We start from the raw sequence: 17,134 nt of genomic DNA, 5'->3' as shown, positions 1-17,134 counted from the left end.
GAGCCCCTAACAATCAGGGCAAAGTTGTTGGGATGTGCACTGGTCAGGTACCCACCATCCAGGGAGTGACGACCCCCATCTAAACGGGCCCAAAAGCCCCTGGCGGTCGGCTGCCGAGTATAGACAGTTAGGTTACTAATGACAACGCAATCACCTCCCCCCTAATAGCTCATTGCAATGAAGCTGTAAAAGGCGTAAACGGCCTATATCTTCCAGAAAAAACGCTCCTCAAAGCCTTGTACAGCAAGACTTTAGGCAAATTGACATTCAAATTTATATATCTATAGTGGTGCGGGCCCTGCGTGGGGGGTCTGTCTGATGATTTCAAGCATAAATAGGAGGCCACATGGCTGACAAAAAAGCGCAGTTGATCATCGAGGGCGCAGCCCCCGTCGAGCTGCCCATTTTAACTGGCACCGTGGGTCCCGATGTAATCGATGTGCGAGGCCTTACGGCCACGGGCCGGTTCACATTTGACCCTGGCTTCATGTCGACCGCGTCTTGCGAGTCGAAGATCACCTATATTGATGGTGACAACGGTATCCTGCTGCACCGCGGCTACCCGATTGAACAATTAGCTGAACACTCTGACTACCTTGAGACAGCTTATCTGCTGCTCAACGGCGAACTGCCGACTGCAGAGCAGAAGGCTCAATTTGTCAGCACCGTGAAGAACCACACCATGGTTCACGAGCAGTTGAAGACCTTCTTCAACGGCTTCCGTCGTGACGCCCACCCAATGGCGGTCATGTGCGGTGTAGTCGGCGCCCTCTCGGCCTTCTACCACGACTCTCTGGACATTAATAACCCGCAGCATCGCGAAATTTCCGCGATCCGTCTGGTTGCCAAAATGCCTACCCTGGCCGCAATGGTTTACAAGTACTCCATGGGTCAACCCATGATGTACCCGCGTAACGACCTGAGCTACGCCGAAAACTTCCTGCACATGATGTTCAACACACCGTGCGAGATCAAACCGATCAGCCCGGTACTGGCCAAAGCAATGGATAAGATCTTTATCCTGCACGCTGACCACGAACAGAACGCATCGACCTCCACAGTACGTCTGGCAGGCTCTTCGGGCGCAAACCCGTTTGCCTGTATCGCTGCGGGCATTGCTGCACTGTGGGGCCCTGCTCACGGCGGCGCCAACGAAGCTGTGCTGACCATGCTCGACGAAATTGGCGATGTGTCTAACATCGACACCTTCATCGCCAAGGCCAAGGACAAAAACGATCCGTTCAAGCTGATGGGCTTCGGTCACCGGGTTTACAAAAACCGCGACCCTCGCGCAACAGTCATGAAAAAGACCTGCGACGAAGTGCTCAAAGAGCTGGGTATTCAGAACGATCCGCAACTCGAGCTGGCCATGCGCCTGGAAGAGATTGCCCTGACCGACCCGTACTTCATCGAACGCTCGCTGTACCCGAACGTCGACTTCTACTCGGGGATCATCCTCAAGGCGATCGGCATTCCAACCAGCATGTTCACTGTGATCTTCGCCCTGTCGCGTACTGTAGGCTGGATCTCACACTGGAAAGAAATGCTCTCCAGCCCGTACAAGATTGGCCGCCCGCGCCAGCTGTACACAGGCTACGAGCAGCGTGACCTGACCAAGCTGGAAGACCGCAAGTAAGACCATCCCACGATAGCGTCTTAGCTGCACCGAATACGGCCTCTGCCTCTTAACAAAGAGCAGAGGCCGTATTTGTTTACCCACACAAAAGATCAAAAGCTCGCAGCCTGCGGCAACTCCAAACACCCGCCCTACGGAACCGCCGAGAAACAAGCAGCCATCAACCACTGTTAAGAGCGCTTCGTAATCGGACGCCACCTTCGTCAGCTGCAACACAAAGCACCCTGCAGGCTGCCATCGGTTGAGACAGGCGCAATCTCCAATACTCGCCCTACACACACAAAAAAAATCCCCCTGCCTTTCGACAGAGGGATTTCATTACGCAGACTGCTTAACGTGTTGCCGGATTAGTGATCTACCGCCCCACTTGCACCCAAGCCCGTTTGCGAACGCACAAACTGCGGGAAGAACAATGCACGCTCTTTCTCAGCTGCCTTGGACTTATCAGTGATAGAGAAGAACCAGATACCCACAAATGCAATGATCATGGAGAACAGCGCAGGGTATTCGTAAGGGAAGATAGCGGTCTCATGGTGCAAGATCTGCACCCAGATAGTTGGGCCAAGAATCATCAAGCCCACCGCACTCACCAGACCCAGCCAGCCACCAATCATCGCGCCGCGAGTGGTCAGGTTTTTCCAGTACATGGAAAGCAGCAATACCGGGAAGTTACAGCTCGCAGCAATGGAGAACGCCAAGCCCACCATGAAGGCGATGTTTTGGCTTTCAAACAGAATGCCCAAACCAATAGCCAACACGCCCAGCGCCACTGTCGTGATCTTCGAGACGCGAATCTCATCCTTGTCGTTAGCCTTGCCCTTCTTGATAACACTGGCATACAAGTCGTGAGAAACCGCCGACGCACCTGCCAGAGTAAGACCCGCAACCACCGCCAGGATGGTGGCGAAAGCAACTGCCGAGATAAAACCAAGGAAAATGCTGCCACCTACCGCATCAGCCAAGTGCACAGCAGCCATGTTGTTACCACCCAGCAAAGCGCCAGCAGCGTCTTTGAAATCAGGGTTAGTGCTTACCAGCAGAATGGCGCCAAAACCAATAATGAAGGTCAGGATGTAGAAGTAACCGATAAAACCAGTGGCATACAGCACGCTCTTACGGGCTTCTTTGGCGTCACTCACCGTGAAGAAGCGCATCAGAATGTGTGGCAGGCCCGCTGTACCGAACATCAGCGCCAGACCGAGGGAGAATGCCGAAATCGGATCCTTCACCAAACCGCCCGGGCTCATGATCGCTTCACCTTTAGGGTGAACCTTTACAGCTTCAGCAAACAGCGAGTTGAAGTCGAAGTTAACGTGCTTCATCACCATCACGGCCATGAAGGTTGCACCCGACAACAGCAACACCGCTTTAATGATCTGAACCCACGTGGTCGCCAGCATGCCGCCGAACAACACGTACAGGCACATCAAGATGCCGACCAAAATCACTGCAACGTGGTAGTCAAGGCCGAACAGCAGCTGAATCAGCTTACCGGCACCTACCATTTGCGCGATCAGGTAAAACGCCACCACGACCAGCGAACCGCAGGCCGACAGCGAGCGGATTTGGGTTTGACCCAAGCGGTATGAGGCAACGTCAGCGAAGGTGTACTTGCCTAGGTTGCGCAGGCGCTCTGCGATCAAGAACAAAATAATTGGCCAGCCCACAAGGAAGCCGATCGAGTAAATCAAGCCGTCGTAGCCAGAGGTGTATACCAGCGCGGAAATACCCAGAAAGGAAGCGGCGGACATATAGTCACCCGCAATCGCCAGACCATTCTGAAAACCTGTGATCTTGCCACCTGCCGCGTAGTAGTCCGCAGCCGACTTGTTGCGCTTGGAAGCCCAGTACGTGATGCACAGGGTTGCCCCCACAAACACGACGAACATGATGATCGCCGAGACGTTGAGCGGTTGTTTTTGGACTTCTCCGGTCAAGGCTTCACCCGCCCAGACCCCCGAAGACAAGGCAGCCATGCCCAGTGTTGCCAATAGACGCCGGATCATTGCGCAGCCTCCTTGAGAATTGCATTGTTCAGGTCGTCAAATTCGCCATTAGCCCGGTGAATATAAATAGCCGTTAGAACAAAGGCCGAAACAATCAACCCAACTCCAATCGGTATTCCCCATGTAATTGACGAACCAGGGCTCAACTTAGCCCCCATGATGTGTGACCCGTATGCAATCAACAGGATAAAACCGGCATACAATCCAAGCATGATCGCCGAGAGAATCCAGGCGAATCGTTCCCTTTTTCTAACCAGCTCCTTGAAACGCGGGCTGTTTTGAATCGAGAGGTAAATGCTGTCGTTCATTATTTTTGTCCTCGCAGCACAGATGAGATGGAACGTTTTCACTATTAGGGGGCTTCGAAATCGGCACCAGACGACTTTAGTAGTAGAACCCCGAATAAGCTGCAGCCCCCGGTTTCTCTAGTCTGTACTGACGATGACATCATCATGCCACCCCAAAAAATGCAAAAACCGCCTGACAAAAACGTCAGACGGCTCTGTGTGCTGCGAGCTAGACACTGCGCTGCTTTTTATTGAGTCCACTCAGCGACACGTTCCGGGTGCTTAGCCACCCATTCTTGAGCTGCAATTTCAGGCTTTTCCCCCTCCTGAATCGCCAGCATGACCTCTCCAATTTCGTCTTTTGAATTCCAGGAAAATTTCTTCAAAAAAGCTGCCACTTCAGGTGCTTTCTTGCCCAGCTCCTTGCTGCCGACGCTGTTGACCGTTTCCGCAGCGCCATACACACCTTTGGGATCATCAAGGAAACGCAGCTTCCATTTGGCAAACATCCAATGCGGCACCCAACCGGTCACCACAATGGGTTCATTTTTCGCCACCGCGCGCCCAAGCTCCGATGTCATGGCCGCGCCCGAACTGGCTTGCAGCTTGTAGCCAAGGTCATAGTCCTTGATAGCCTGATCGCTTTGAAGCATCACGCCCGACCCGGCATCAATACCCACAATTTTTTGCTTAAAGCCCGGATCGTCTTTTAAGTCCGCGATAGAAATAGCCTTCACATATTCAGGCACGATCAGACCAATTTTTGCGTCTTTGAAGTTAGGGCCGTAATCGACGACCTTTTCTTTGTTCTTGGCCCAATACTCACCATGCGTGACTGGCAGCCAAGCGGACAACATCGCATCCAGCTTACCGGTGGCCACCCCCTGCCACATGATCCCGGTCGCTACCGGCATCAACTTCACGTCATAGCCCAGTTTTTGTTTAATCACCTCGGCGGCTACATGGGTGGTCGCTACGCTGTCAGACCAGCCATCTACATAGCCGATATTCAACGTCGGCTTGGTTTGTGCGCCCGCCAGTCCCGCATTCATCGCCAGCACCAAGGTTGCGCCAGCAATCAACATTCGTCGCATGCTCATTCATTGATTCCCCAGTGTCGGGCTCGACGAATGTCGAACCACATCAAGGCAAAAAGGCAACGCATCTACCCTCCCTGAACTCACACCTCGATCATCAACCCCACCCCAGCCAAGGACTGCTCTGACGACGACCTTAAAACAGCCAGTAACGACATAGCTGCACGAGAGTGTCCGCACGCGCAAAGCACTTCAAAGACACAATCCGTTGCATGTAAACATCACGCCAGCCGCGCCCTGCCCCACCAATAGCAGGTAAGATGCGCGGCTTTGCTCCCAATACGGCCTGATCATGTCCGCGACTGCTCGATTCCCCGTCCTGCCTTATCTATTTGCCTGCTTACTGGGCATATTTGCTGTTGCCGGCTTTTGGTATGGCATTGGCCAACCGGTGATATTGCCCGACGCCGCCACGCCAACGCACAAACTGCAATGTGCGTCTTACACCCCCTTTGATAAGGACCAATCGCCTTTCGACCAGCCTTTTGTGCCGCGAATTGAGCGCATGGATGCCGATCTGGCCTTGCTGGCCACCCGCTTCAAGTGCATTCGCACCTATTCGCAGACAGGGCTTGAAGCCCTGCCCGAGCTGGCGCGCAAACATGGTTTAAAAATCATGAGTGGCGCTTGGGTCAACGGCAACACTGTCGATACGCAAAAAGAGATCAACGCCTTAATCGCCTCGGCCAATGCCAATCCGGATGTCGTGAGTGCCTTGATCATCGGCAACGAAGTGTTGCTGCGCAAAGAGATCACCGCACCACAGTTGGTCAAGCTGATCGAGCAAGTCAAAGTCCAGGTCAAACAACCCGTCACCTATGCCGACGTGTGGGAGTTTTGGTTGCAACACCCACAAGTGGCGCCTGCTGTTGATTTCCTGACAATTCACCTGCTGCCTTATTGGGAAGATGATCCTGCCGGCATCGATAAAGCGCTCAACCATGTCGCGCAAATTCGTCAGGTGTTTGGCAGCAAGTTTGCGCCTAAAGACATTTTGATCGGCGAAACCGGCTGGCCCAGCGAAGGCCGTCAGCGCGAAACGGCGTTACCAAGCCGAGTCAATGAAGCCAAGTTCATTCGCGGCTTTGTGACACAAGCCGAGCAAAACGGGTGGAACTACAACTTGATCGAAGCTTTCGACCAACCCTGGAAGCGCAGCAGCGAGGGCGCTGTAGGGGGTTATTGGGGGCTGTTTGACGCCGACCGTCAGGACAAGGGCATTCTGGCAGGGCCAGTCTCTAACTTGCCTGACTGGCCTGTTTGGCTAGGTTTGGGGTTGGCATTATTCATCGCCACTCTACTGATGGCTGGGCGCGTTCGCAGCACACGCGCCGCCCTGTTATTACCCGCTCTTGGTGCCATTGGCGCCTGCTCAATTGGCGCATGGGCTGAACTGGCTTCGGTCACCAGTCGCTTCGCCGGGGAATGGCTGTGGGCAGCAGCTCTAGTCGGCCTGAACCTTATCGTCTTGGCCCATGCAGCGCTGACGCTTGGTCAAAAGAACGGCTGGCGCGAACGGGCATTCAATGCACTTGATCGTCGTGCAGGCTGGTGGTTGGCAGCCGCAGGGTTTGCCGGCGCGGTGATGATGTTAGGGCTTGTGTTTGAACCACGCTATCGCAGCTTCCCCACCGCTGCATTGCTACTGCCAGCATTGGTTTACCTGCTGCGCCCAGTACGCGGGCCGCGCCGGGAGTTCGGTTTACTGGCATTCATCATAGGGGCTGGCATTCCATTGCAGCTGTACCGCGAAGGCCTGAACAATGAACAAGCCTGGGGTTGGGCGCTGGTCAGCGTGCTGTTGGTGATAGCGCTGTGGCGCAGCTTGCGGGTGACAGCTCGCACCTGAACACCGCAGCAAGGAGCTGGCGCAGGCAGCGAGCTTTTAAAGTCACTGCCGAGGCACCTCCTCAGCACCACACCTGCCATTCAAATGGGCTACGCCTTGCGTGAACGAACCAAGCGCAGCCCGGCAATCACTACTGCAAATACGGCCAAACTGGCGTTATACAGCGCCAGTGCTGGCAAACCGAACACTAAAGCCAATACCGCCAACGCGCTGCCAACGCGGCCACGCACACAAAACGCAATCACCGACAGCACCAATGCCGTCCAGCCCATCACCCTAAAGTGAATCAGCCAACCCAGATTCGCTCGCAGCTGACACTCCCAACGTGTCGCCTGCGCAACGCACGTCCCCACCCATTGCGGGTCTTCCATCAAGCCATAACGCAGGCCATAACTGGCAGCCAGCCACAAAGGCAGGGCAATAAACAGCACGATCAATGACAAACCTGGGCGCATAACAAACTCCGATAGGCAAAAGCGGCGCCCAGCTTAATCGCACGCTTTGGGTATGCAAGCCTTGCAATCACATATCTGTTCACTAAAGTCATTCAACGTGTATCGTCTGGTAGCTATTTGCCTGCTCAAGACTGACCGGGAATTTATTTAGTGCCAGTGCATGGCACTTCGACACTTGCCCCGTGGTCATAGCCTGCGAATCTTCTCCGCAACTCTCTCCTAGGGATAGTCGTCATGCTTCGTTCTCTGCCACTCGCTGCCTTACTGGGCGGCCTTATTTTGAGTGCGTCCGCACAGGCGGTCGATATCGACCCCGCAACCTATGGCTACCCCATTACCAATCCGTTTGAGGCCACGATTGCTACCACGCCTCCGGAAATGCGTCCGTTTCTACCCAGCGAAGATGACATTCGTCAGTCCGACTACTCACTCAAGCTGCGGCCCGAACGCGAGTTCACCTTGCCGGCCAACTTTTGGGCGGTCAAAAAGCTCACCTACCGCATAGCCAAGCAAGACCATCCGGCGCCGTTGATGTTTTTGATCGCAGGCACTGGCGCCCCTTACGACAGCAGCCTCAACGAATACCTGAAAAAGCTCTTTTATCAAGCCGGCTACCACGTAGTGCAGCTGTCATCGCCCACCAGCTATGACTTCATGAGCGCTGCCTCGCGCTTTGCCACGCCGGGCATCAGCCAATATGACGCCGAAGATTTGTATCGTGTGATGCAAGCGATTCGCGCCCAGCAAGCGGACGTGCCCGTCACCGAGTATTACTTGAGCGGTTACAGCCTGGGCGCACTCAATGCTGCCTTTGTTAGCCATTTGGATGAAACCCGTAAAAGCTTCAATTTCAAAAAAGTGTTGATGCTCAACCCGCCCGTTAACCTCTACACCTCGATCAGCAACCTCGACAAGCTGGTGCAAACCGAAGTTAAAGGCATCAACAACAGCACCACTTTTTACGAATTAGTACTGGGCAAACTGACCAGCTACTTCAAGCAAAAAGGCTACGTCGACCTCAACGCGGCACTGGTCTATGACCTGCAAAACTCTAAAGAGCGCCTGACCAACGAACAAATGGCCATGCTGATCGGTACCATGTTCCGCTTCTCGTCAGCCGACATTGTCTTCACCTCAGACCTGATCAACCACCGCGGGCTCATAACCCCCCCCAATTACCCGATCACCGAAGGCACTAGCCTGACGCCGTTCCTAAAACGTGCATTGCTGTGTGACTTCGATTGTTACCTCACCGAGCAAGTGATCCCGATGTGGCGAGCCCGCACCGATGGCGGCGGCCTGTTGCAACTCATTGATCAAGTCAGCCTGTACGCCTTGCAGGACTACTTAAAAAACAGCCCAAAAATTGCCGTCATGCACAATGCCGACGACATCATCCTTGGCCCTGGCGATCTGGGCTTCTTGCGTAAAACCTTTGGCAATCGCTTGACCGTTTACCCGTACGGTGGCCACTGCGGCAACCTCAATTACCGTGTCAATGCTGACGCTATGCTGGAGTTCTTCCGTGGCTAAACATCTTTTGCTTCTCGCCGCACTACTCAGCGCAAGCTACGCCCAAGCGGATAACAGCAAGGCCAACATTGAGCCAACCCAAGACATCGACGGCTTTACCCAGCCCTTGAAACTCTTGAAATTCAATCCGGGTCTGGATCAGCGTGAGTTTGAACGCGCCACCATGAACGCGCTCAACGTGTACGACCCGCTGGAATCCATCAACCGACGCATTTACCACTTTAACTATCGCTTTGACCAATGGGTGTTCCTGCCTGTGGTCGACGGTTATCGTTATGTCACGCCAAGCTTTTTGCGCACGGGTGTCAGCAATTTCTTCAATAACCTGGGCGATGTGCCCAACCTGTTTAACAGCCTGTTGCAGCTCAAGGGCGAACGCTCGCTGCAAACCACCGGGCGACTGCTGTTAAACACCACGCTGGGGATTGGCGGGCTGTGGGATCCGGCCACCTCGATGGGCTTGCCACGCCAAAGTGAAGACTTCGGGCAAACGCTGGGCTTTTATGGTGTGCCGGGCGGGGCTTATCTGATGCTGCCGATTCTGGGCCCTTCAAACCTGCGCGATACCGGCGGCTTGATTGTGGACTACAGCGCTGTGCAGCAAATCAACTACCTCAACGTGCCCCACGAAAGCACGCGCCACCCCGAAATATGGGTGCTGCAAGCGATCGACAAACGCTACACCACGAGCTTTCGCTACGGTCAGTTCGACTCGCCTTTTGAGTACGACAAGCTGCGTTACATCTATACCGAAGCGCGTAAATTGCAGATTGCAGAGTAAGCGTTGAACCTAATGTCAGCTTAAAAAACGGTAGAGCGCGTCACGCTGGGCCAACGCATCGCGGCGGCCCAGCTCAATCAACTCACGGCAGTAGCTGGCCTCAAACAGTAAATAACTAAGCACCCCCGCTCCACTGGTTTTAGTCGCACCCGGCCCGCGCAAAAACATGCGCAGGGCCGCGGGCAATGCGTGCCGATGACGGGCGGCAATTTCATCTATGGGCTGGCTCGGGGCAATCACCAACACGTCCACCGGCGCCAAACCCAGGTTGTCCGATTGGCGGGGCAATAAACGGCTGAAGTGGTTCAAACGCTCCAGCAGCTCGATGTCACTCTCAAGGCTGTCAATAAACGTACTGTTGAGCATGTGCCCGCCAATCTGGGCCAGGGTGGGCTGTTGCGCGTTGTAACTGCGCTGCTGGCCGCCTTGCTGATCTGGCCCGCGCGGGTTGCCACTGACCCCAACCACCAACACTCGGTTCGCCCCCAAGTGCAATGCCGGGCTGATGGGCGCTGATTGCCGCACTGCGCCATCGCCAAAGTACTCTTCGCCCAGTTTGACCGGAGCAAACAATAGCGGAATGGCTGAACTGGCCAGCAAGTGCTCAACCGTCAATGATGTCGGCAAGCCGATACGCCTATGCCGTAACCAGCCGTCTATGGCCCCTTTTCCTTGATAAAAGGTCACCGCCTGACCTGACGAATACCCAAACGCGGTGACCGCCACGGCTCGCAGTTGCTGCTCGGCAATCGCCTGATCAATCCCTGCAAAGTGAATTTTATCGGCCAGCAAATCGCCCAACGGTGAGCTATTGAGCAGCGCCACCGGCACATGTGAGCCCAACCCTAGCAGGCTGTGTCCCAAAAAACGGCTGGCTTGATGAATCACGCCCGGCCAATCGCTGCGCACCACCAAGTGGCTTTCAAAGCCCTGCCAGAACGCCGTTAAGTGTTCGACTGCGCGAGTAAAGTCCATCGCACCGCTGGCCAGACTGACCGCGTTGATCGCCCCCGCCGAGGTGCCGACAATCACAGGAAATGGATTAGGCGCCCCCGCTGGCAGCAACTCAGCAATCGCTGCCAGTACACCCACTTGATACGCCGCCCGGGCACCACCGCCCGACAAGATCAAGCCCGTGACCGGCTCAACACGGCTCATGCTTGCGCGCCTTTGCTGCGCGTGGGCTCAGCGGCGTTTGTCGTACAGCTTAGGCTCACCCGGTGGCCGAGTCTTGAACCGACGATGAGCCCACAGGTATTGCTCTGGGCATTCACGGATCGCGCGCTCCACCCATTGATTGATACGCAGGCAATCAACCTCATCGCTCTCTCCGGGAAAGTCGTCCAAAGGTGGATGAATCACTAACTTGTAGCCACTGCCATCAGCCAATCGCTGTTGAGTAAAGGGCACAACCTGCGCTTTGCCCAGCTTGGCGAATTTGCTAGTGGCGGTGACGGTGGCAGCTTCAATACCGAATAGCGGCACAAAGATACTTTGCTTGGCGCCGTAGTCCTGATCAGGCGCGTACCAAATCGCCCGGCCGGAGCGCAGCAACTTGAGCATGCCGCGCACGTCATCGCGCTCCACAGCCAGCGAATCAACGTTATGGCGTTCGCGACCACGGCGCTGAATAAAATCAAATAGCGGGTTTTTATGCTCGCGGTACATGCCATCAATGGTGTGTTGCTGCCCCAACAAGGCTGCGCCGATCTCCAGCGTAGTGAAGTGAAACGCCATCAAAATCACCCCTTTGCCTTCACGCTGCGCTTGCTTGAGGTGCTCCAGCCCTTCGACATGGGCCAGCTTGGCCAGGCGTGGTTTGGACCACCACCAGCTCATGGCCATTTCAAAAAAGGCAATACCGGTTGAGGCGAAGTTGTCTTTAAGCAGTTGCTTGCGCTCGGCGTCAGACTTTTCTGGAAAGCACAGCTCCAAATTACGCGCAGCAATACGGCGTCGATCACTGGCCACTCGATACATCAGCGCGCCCAGCACCCGACCGATACACAGTTGCAGCTTATAAGGCAGTTGAACCACCAGCCACAGCACGCCCAAGCCTAACCAGAGCAGCCAAAAGCGCGGATGAAAAAAAGCGGCACGAAAACGCGGGCGATCCATTAATGATTCCGAACAGACACAAGGGCCGGGCATTCTACATCGTTAGACCCCGCTTGCGGCTCGCGAGCGTTCTCGTTATAAGTCTCAGCACTTTAAGTGACAAGCCGCGTTAAGCAGACCATGAGCCAAACCGAATCGCTAGACCAAGCCCCCGTGTTCCAGCTAAAGGGCAGTATGCTCGCCATCACGGTGCTGGAGCTGGCGAAAAACAACCTTGAAGCCCTTGATCGCCAACTGGCCGCCAAAGTCGCTCAAGCCCCGAATTTTTTCAGCAACACCCCGCTGGTGCTGGCCCTAGACAAACTGCCCCCCGGCGAAGGCGCTATTGATTTGCCGGGTTTGATGCGGGTCTGTCGTCAGCACGGCCTGCGCACGTTGGCGATACGCGCTAGCCGTATCGAAGACATTGCCGCCGCCATTGCCATCGACCTGCCGGTACTGCCGCCCTCAGGGGCGCGTGAGCGGCCCATCGAACCGGTTGAAGTCGAGGTCAAGAAAAAGCCCGAAAAACCGCCCGAGCCCACTCTCAAGCCGACCAAAATCATCACGTCTCCAGTGCGTGGCGGGCAAACGGTCTACGCCGAAGGTTGCGACCTTGTCGTGATCGCTTCGGTCAGCCCCGGTGCGGAACTTATGGCCGATGGCAACATCCATGTGTACGGCCCTATGCGGGGCCGAGCACTCGCCGGGCATAAGGGCAATACCAAAGCGCGTATATTTTGTCAGCAGTTAAGCGCGGAGCTGGTGTCTATTGCCGGTAAGTACAAAGTATCTGAAGACTTGCGGCGCGATCCGCTGTGGGGTGCTGGCGTTCAAATCAGTCTGTCAAGCGACATGTTGAACATCACTCGGCTTTAACGGATACTCTCGCCATTTTCCAAGCATCTCGAAGTTGTAGTGCAAACAGCTAAAACGTGTAGGACGTCGTAAATCAAACAACCTGTGTTTTAAACAACGTTGTTTATCAGAGATAACCTGCCAAAGTTGTTCACCTGCAGTCGTTTTTAGAGATGTTATTCAGGGGCTAAAAAGTCCTTTTTCCTTAGGGGTGAAACACCTTGGCCAAGATTCTAGTGGTTACATCCGGCAAGGGTGGTGTGGGTAAGACCACCACCAGCGCCGCTATCGGTACCGGCCTCGCTCTGCGCGGCCACAAAACAGTGATCGTCGACTTCGACGTTGGCTTGCGTAACCTGGACTTGATCATGGGTTGTGAGCGTCGCGTGGTGTATGACTTCGTTAACGTCGTCAACGGCGAAGCCAACCTGCAACAAGCCCTGATCAAGGATAAGCGCCTGGAAAACCTGTTCGTGCTGGCCGCCAGCCAAACACGCGACAAGGATGCGCTGACCAAAGAAGGCGTCGAAAAAGTTCTGATGCAACTCAAGCAAGACTTCGATTTCGTGGTCTGCGATTCCCCGGCAGGTATCGAAACCGGCGCTCACTTGGCTATGTATTTCGCTGACGAAGCGATTGTTGTAACCAACCCTGAAGTGTCTTCGGTACGTGACTCCGACCGCATGCTGGGCTTGTTGGCCAGCAAGTCGCGTCGCGCCGAACTGGGTGAAGACCCGATCAAAGAGCACCTGTTGCTGACCCGTTACAACCCTGAGCGTGTCAGCAAGGGCGAAATGCTCGGTGTTGAAGACGTTAAAGAGATTCTGGCCGTTGCCCTGCTGGGTGTTATTCCTGAGTCTCAAGCGGTACTCAAGGCATCCAACCAGGGCGTGCCGGTCATCCTTGATGACCAAAGCGACGCAGGCCAGGCTTACAGCGATGCTGTTGACCGCCTGCTGGGCAAAACTGTGGAGCATCGGTTCCTCGATGCACAGAAGAAGGGATTCTTCGAGCGCCTGTTTGGAGGCAACTAAGCAATGAATATTTTTGACTTCTTTCGTGCCAATAAAAAGACGACTACCGCGTCGGTCGCGAAAGAGCGTCTACAGATCATCGTGGCGCACGAACGCGGCCAGCGCAGCACCCCGGACTACTTGCCTGCTCTGCAAAAAGAGCTGGTAGAGGTGATCCGCAAGTACGTCAACATTGAGTCAGATCAAGTACAGATTGCCCTGGAAAACGAGGGTAGCTGCTCGATTCTGGAACTCAACATCACACTGCCTGATCGTTAATCGATCCGGCTGACACCACGGCGACTTGGGCGCCTTCTGTACGCAGAAGGTTCCCACGTCGCCGTTGGCGTTTGTTAAGAGGCTGTTTTAATGCCGTTGTCCAACATTCACATCATCCATGAGGACGCTGGCGTTCTGGTGGTCAACAAGCCCACCTTGCTGCTCTCAGTGCCGGGGCGAGCCGAAGACAACAAAGACTGCTTGATCACCCGCCTGCAAGAGAACGGTTATCCAGAGGCGCTCATCGTGCATCGCCTGGACTGGGAAACGTCCGGGATCATTCTGTTGGCGCGTGACGCAGATACCCACCGCGAACTGTCACGCCAGTTTCACGACCGCGAAACCGAAAAAGCCTACACCGCATTGGCCTGGGGTCAGCCAGAACTGGACAGCGGCAGCATTGATTTGCCACTGCGCTATGACCCGCCGACAAAGCCTCGGCACGTGGTCGACCATGAGTTCGGTAAAAACGCGCTGACATTCTGGAAAGTGCTTGAGCGCTGTGGCGATTATTGCCGCGTTGAGCTAACACCCATTACCGGCCGCTCACACCAACTGCGCGTCCATATGCTGTCCATCGGGCACCCGCTGCTGGGCGATGGCCTGTACGCGCACCCGCAAGCATTGGCCGCCTACCCACGCCTTTGCCTGCACGCAAGCATGCTCAGCTTCACCCACCCACAAACCGGCGAACGCCTGACGTTCGAGTGCCCGGCCCCCTTCTAATACCTGCACCTAAACATCCCGCTTCAGCCTGCAACCCTTGTGTTCAAGGGCTGTAGCGGTGTGCGCGTGCTTGCCCCTCTGCCCATCCTAAAATTCTGTAGGAAAAAACCCTCTACGGAGTGTGAAAATAATGTCAAAATTCTGTAACAGATGGCATAACGACATTATTTAAGTGCTGTATGGATCTCGTCCCCCCGCCAGGAAGGCAGAAAACAGGTTAGAGGCTACATGCGTAAACACTCTACCTGCTTGTAACGCGAAGGATCACGCGTAGGCAATTTCCTATATGGCCTGACCGCAAGTAAGGGATACGCGTGATCAAAGCTCCACAACTGGCCAGCGCTTTTGCATTTACGCTCAACTGCCAGAAAACCACACTGCACCTCAAAGATGATCCGCCCCCTGCCACTCGCCAAGCACTGGTTGAGTTAATCCAACAGCGAAGCAACAAGAAATTGTCTCGGGTCAGCGCCCCACTCAAGGCGTGCAATGAGTTGATGTTCGCCAAAGTCCAGCCTCTGGACAGTTTCAAAGCCAAGGTACGCGTGACGTTATCGCGCGCGCAGCGCAACGGTCGTTTCGACTGGCCATTGGAAGAACTGATCAACACCCATGAAGCCCATGCCCGCGGCGCCAACGTGTCGCGGCTGCTAGGTTTTGGCTACACAAAATCCACTCTGGGCCTGACCAAAGAGTTTTTTATCATTACGCGCTTGCTCAATCAGTACGTTGACGGCCTGCAATGGATGGAGCAAAACCCGCAGCGTATTGAGCACTTCATCGAGTCGTCGTTTGAGCTGCTCAGCACGCTCAATCAAAAGGCTATTACTCATATGGACTTCTGGGCGGCGAACGTCATGGTCAGCCTTCAGGAAGGTGGTCAGCCCAAAGCGATTGACCTGGAAAACTGCTTTCGCGCCACCTCGAAGCACCCAGCCGAAACACTGGGCTTTCAGATGGGGTTTTTCTATCGCCGCGACGTGTATCGCTTCATCACCGAATCACGCTATGACGAACTGGTCGAACGCCATATCCGCGGCATCGAGCACATCGACAGAGCCAAGTTCCTAACCGTTTATAAGGCCAGTAAGCACGAGAAAATTGGCCGTAAAGAGCGTCGCGAGATTTTCTTGTCAGGCAACCTGATCACGGGATGAGCCGGTCGCAGACACTTATCGGCACGATACGGTAAACTCGCGGCCTTGCTGTCTGGAGTAACTTATGCGCGAAGAGTTGAACCAAGGCCTGATCGACTTTCTCAAGGCCTCCCCTACCCCGTTTCATGCCACTGCCAGCCTCGTTCAACGCCTGGAGGCGGCGGGGTATCAACGTCTCGACGAACGCGAGACGTGGTACACCGAAGCCAACGGGCGTTATTACGTCACCCGCAATGACTCCTCCATTGTCGCGTTCAAACTGGGCCGTCACCCGGCCTTGCAAGGTGGCATCCGCATGGTCGGCGCTCACACAGACAGCCCGTGCCTGCGGGTCAAACCTCAGCCAGAGCTACAACGCCAAGGTTTTTGGCAGTTGGGCGTGGAGGTGTACGGCGGCGCGCTACTGGCCCCTTGGTTTGACCGCGATTTGTCACTCGCAGGCCGCGTCACCTTCCGCCGAGATGGCAAAGTTGAAAGCCAGCTAATTGATTTCAAGGCCCCGATCGCCACCATTCCCAACTTGGCCATCCACCTTAATCGCACGGCCAACGAAGGCTGGGCGATAAACCCGCAAACTGAGTTGCCGCCTATTCTGGCCCAAGTTGCAGGTGATGAACGCGCTGACTTCCGCGCCCTGCTGACCGACCAACTGGCTCGCGAGCACGACCTCAATGCTGACGTAGTGCTCGATTACGAGCTGAGTTTCTACGACACCCAAAGTGCTGCGGTGATTGGTCTCAATGGCGACTTCATTGCTGGCGCACGCTTGGACAACTTGCTGTCGTGCTACGCCGGGCTACACGCATTGCTGAATGCCGACACCGAAGAAACCTGCCTGCTGGTGGCCAACGACCATGAAGAAGTCGGCTCGTGCTCAGCGTGCGGTGCCGATGGGCCCATGCTGGAGCAGATCCTGCAGCGCTTGCTGCCTGAAGGTGACGAGTTTGTGCGCACCATTCAGAAGTCGCTGCTGGTATCGGCAGACAACGCCCACGGCGTTCACCCCAACTACGCAGACAAACACGACGCAAACCACGGACCAAAGCTCAATGCCGGGCCTGTAATCAAGGTCAACAGCAACCAGCGTTACGCCACTAACAGCGAAACGGCCGGGTTCTTCCGTCACTTGTGCATGGCCGAAGAAGTCCCCGTACAAAGTTTTGTAGTGCGCAGCGACATGGGCTGTGGCTCGACCATCGGCCCGATCACAGCGAGCCATTTGGGAGTGCGCACGGTCGATATCGGCTTGCCGACATTCGCCATGCACTCCATTCGTGAACTGGCCGGCAGCCATGATCTGGCGCACCTAGTGAAAGTATTGAGCGCGTTTTACGCCAGCGACGAATTACCGTAAACCGCA

General features: G+C 55.2%; 16 protein-coding genes. 10 read left to right on the top strand and 6 right to left on the bottom strand.

Features of this window, described 5'->3' with window-relative positions:
• The first annotated feature begins 346 nt into the window (after positions 1-346).
• Positions 347-1,636 (top strand): citrate synthase, encoded by a 1,290-nt coding sequence (gene gltA / locus ACZRJQ_RS08200; RefSeq protein ID WP_047274256.1) that lies wholly within the window; start codon positions 347-349, stop codon positions 1,634-1,636.
• Positions 1,637-1,983: 347 nt separating this feature from the next.
• Here gltA and ACZRJQ_RS08195 read toward each other — a convergent pair whose 3' ends face one another.
• From ACZRJQ_RS08195 to ACZRJQ_RS08185, 3 genes are all read right to left on the bottom strand, one after another.
• Entirely contained in the window at positions 1,984-3,642 is a 1,659-nt protein-coding gene (locus tag ACZRJQ_RS08195; RefSeq protein WP_463977869.1) for a cation acetate symporter, read from the bottom strand.
• Entirely contained in the window at positions 3,639-3,950 is a 312-nt protein-coding gene (locus ACZRJQ_RS08190; RefSeq protein ID WP_463977868.1) for a DUF485 domain-containing protein, read from the bottom strand. The genes ACZRJQ_RS08195 and ACZRJQ_RS08190 overlap by 4 nt, the downstream gene beginning before the upstream one ends.
• A gap of 227 nt (positions 3,951-4,177) precedes the next feature.
• Entirely contained in the window at positions 4,178-5,029 is an 852-nt protein-coding gene (locus ACZRJQ_RS08185) for a glycine betaine ABC transporter substrate-binding protein (RefSeq protein ID WP_463977867.1), read from the bottom strand.
• A gap of 289 nt (positions 5,030-5,318) precedes the next feature.
• Here ACZRJQ_RS08185 and ACZRJQ_RS08180 point away from each other — a divergent pair, with 289 nt between their 5' ends.
• Positions 5,319-6,875 carry a glycoside hydrolase family 17 protein gene (locus ACZRJQ_RS08180; RefSeq protein ID WP_463977866.1) on the top strand — a complete coding sequence of 519 codons (1,557 nt, stop codon included), beginning with the start codon at positions 5,319-5,321 and terminating at the stop codon, positions 6,873-6,875.
• Positions 6,876-6,964: 89 nt separating this feature from the next.
• Here ACZRJQ_RS08180 and ACZRJQ_RS08175 read toward each other — a convergent pair whose 3' ends face one another.
• Positions 6,965-7,330: a hypothetical protein gene (locus ACZRJQ_RS08175; RefSeq protein ID WP_463977865.1), complete on the bottom strand. Its 366-nt coding sequence runs from the start codon at positions 7,328-7,330 to the stop codon at positions 6,965-6,967.
• A 234-nt stretch (positions 7,331-7,564) separates the two neighbouring features.
• Between ACZRJQ_RS08175 and ACZRJQ_RS08170 the strand changes: the two genes are divergently transcribed.
• Both ACZRJQ_RS08170 and ACZRJQ_RS08165 read left to right on the top strand, forming a co-directional pair.
• Positions 7,565-8,863, top strand: coding sequence for a serine/threonine protein kinase (locus tag ACZRJQ_RS08170; protein ID WP_463977864.1), 1,299 nt, complete (start codon positions 7,565-7,567; stop codon positions 8,861-8,863).
• Positions 8,856-9,644 carry an MlaA family lipoprotein gene (locus tag ACZRJQ_RS08165; RefSeq protein ID WP_463977863.1) on the top strand — a complete coding sequence of 263 codons (789 nt, stop codon included), beginning with the start codon at positions 8,856-8,858 and terminating at the stop codon, positions 9,642-9,644. The genes ACZRJQ_RS08170 and ACZRJQ_RS08165 overlap by 8 nt, the downstream gene beginning before the upstream one ends.
• A gap of 15 nt (positions 9,645-9,659) precedes the next feature.
• Here ACZRJQ_RS08165 and ACZRJQ_RS08160 read toward each other — a convergent pair whose 3' ends face one another.
• Both ACZRJQ_RS08160 and ACZRJQ_RS08155 read right to left on the bottom strand, forming a co-directional pair.
• Entirely contained in the window at positions 9,660-10,802 is a 1,143-nt protein-coding gene (locus ACZRJQ_RS08160) for a patatin-like phospholipase family protein (protein WP_463977862.1), read from the bottom strand.
• Positions 10,803-10,829: 27 nt separating this feature from the next.
• Positions 10,830-11,762 carry a lipid A biosynthesis lauroyl acyltransferase gene (locus tag ACZRJQ_RS08155; RefSeq protein WP_463977861.1) on the bottom strand — a complete coding sequence of 311 codons (933 nt, stop codon included), beginning with the start codon at positions 11,760-11,762 and terminating at the stop codon, positions 10,830-10,832.
• A gap of 120 nt (positions 11,763-11,882) precedes the next feature.
• On the opposite strand from ACZRJQ_RS08155, the gene minC reads away from it, so the two are divergent.
• From minC to ACZRJQ_RS08125, 6 genes are all read left to right on the top strand, one after another.
• Positions 11,883-12,620 carry a septum site-determining protein MinC gene (gene minC, locus ACZRJQ_RS08150; RefSeq protein ID WP_463977860.1) on the top strand — a complete coding sequence of 246 codons (738 nt, stop codon included), beginning with the start codon at positions 11,883-11,885 and terminating at the stop codon, positions 12,618-12,620.
• Positions 12,621-12,820: 200 nt separating this feature from the next.
• Positions 12,821-13,633: a septum site-determining protein MinD gene (gene minD, locus ACZRJQ_RS08145; protein WP_463977859.1), complete on the top strand. Its 813-nt coding sequence runs from the start codon at positions 12,821-12,823 to the stop codon at positions 13,631-13,633.
• Positions 13,634-13,636: 3 nt separating this feature from the next.
• The gene (gene minE / locus ACZRJQ_RS08140; protein ID WP_463977858.1) at positions 13,637-13,891 is read left to right on the top strand and encodes a cell division topological specificity factor MinE; all 255 of its coding nucleotides are present in this window, start codon (positions 13,637-13,639) and stop codon (positions 13,889-13,891) included.
• Positions 13,892-13,981: 90 nt separating this feature from the next.
• A complete protein-coding gene (locus ACZRJQ_RS08135) occupies positions 13,982-14,617 on the top strand; it encodes a pseudouridine synthase (protein WP_463977857.1) in 636 nt (211 codons plus the stop codon).
• A gap of 314 nt (positions 14,618-14,931) precedes the next feature.
• Positions 14,932-15,774, top strand: coding sequence for a hypothetical protein (locus tag ACZRJQ_RS08130; RefSeq protein WP_463977856.1), 843 nt, complete (start codon positions 14,932-14,934; stop codon positions 15,772-15,774).
• 64 nt (positions 15,775-15,838) lie between these two features.
• A complete protein-coding gene (locus tag ACZRJQ_RS08125) occupies positions 15,839-17,128 on the top strand; it encodes a M18 family aminopeptidase (protein ID WP_463977855.1) in 1,290 nt (429 codons plus the stop codon).
• The last annotated feature ends 6 nt before the right edge of the window (positions 17,129-17,134 follow it).

This window comes from Pseudomonas sp. E315, from assembly GCF_055406205.1.
The sequence above is the reverse complement of the archived record's forward strand: the minus strand, read 5'-3'. Positions and strand labels throughout refer to the sequence as shown.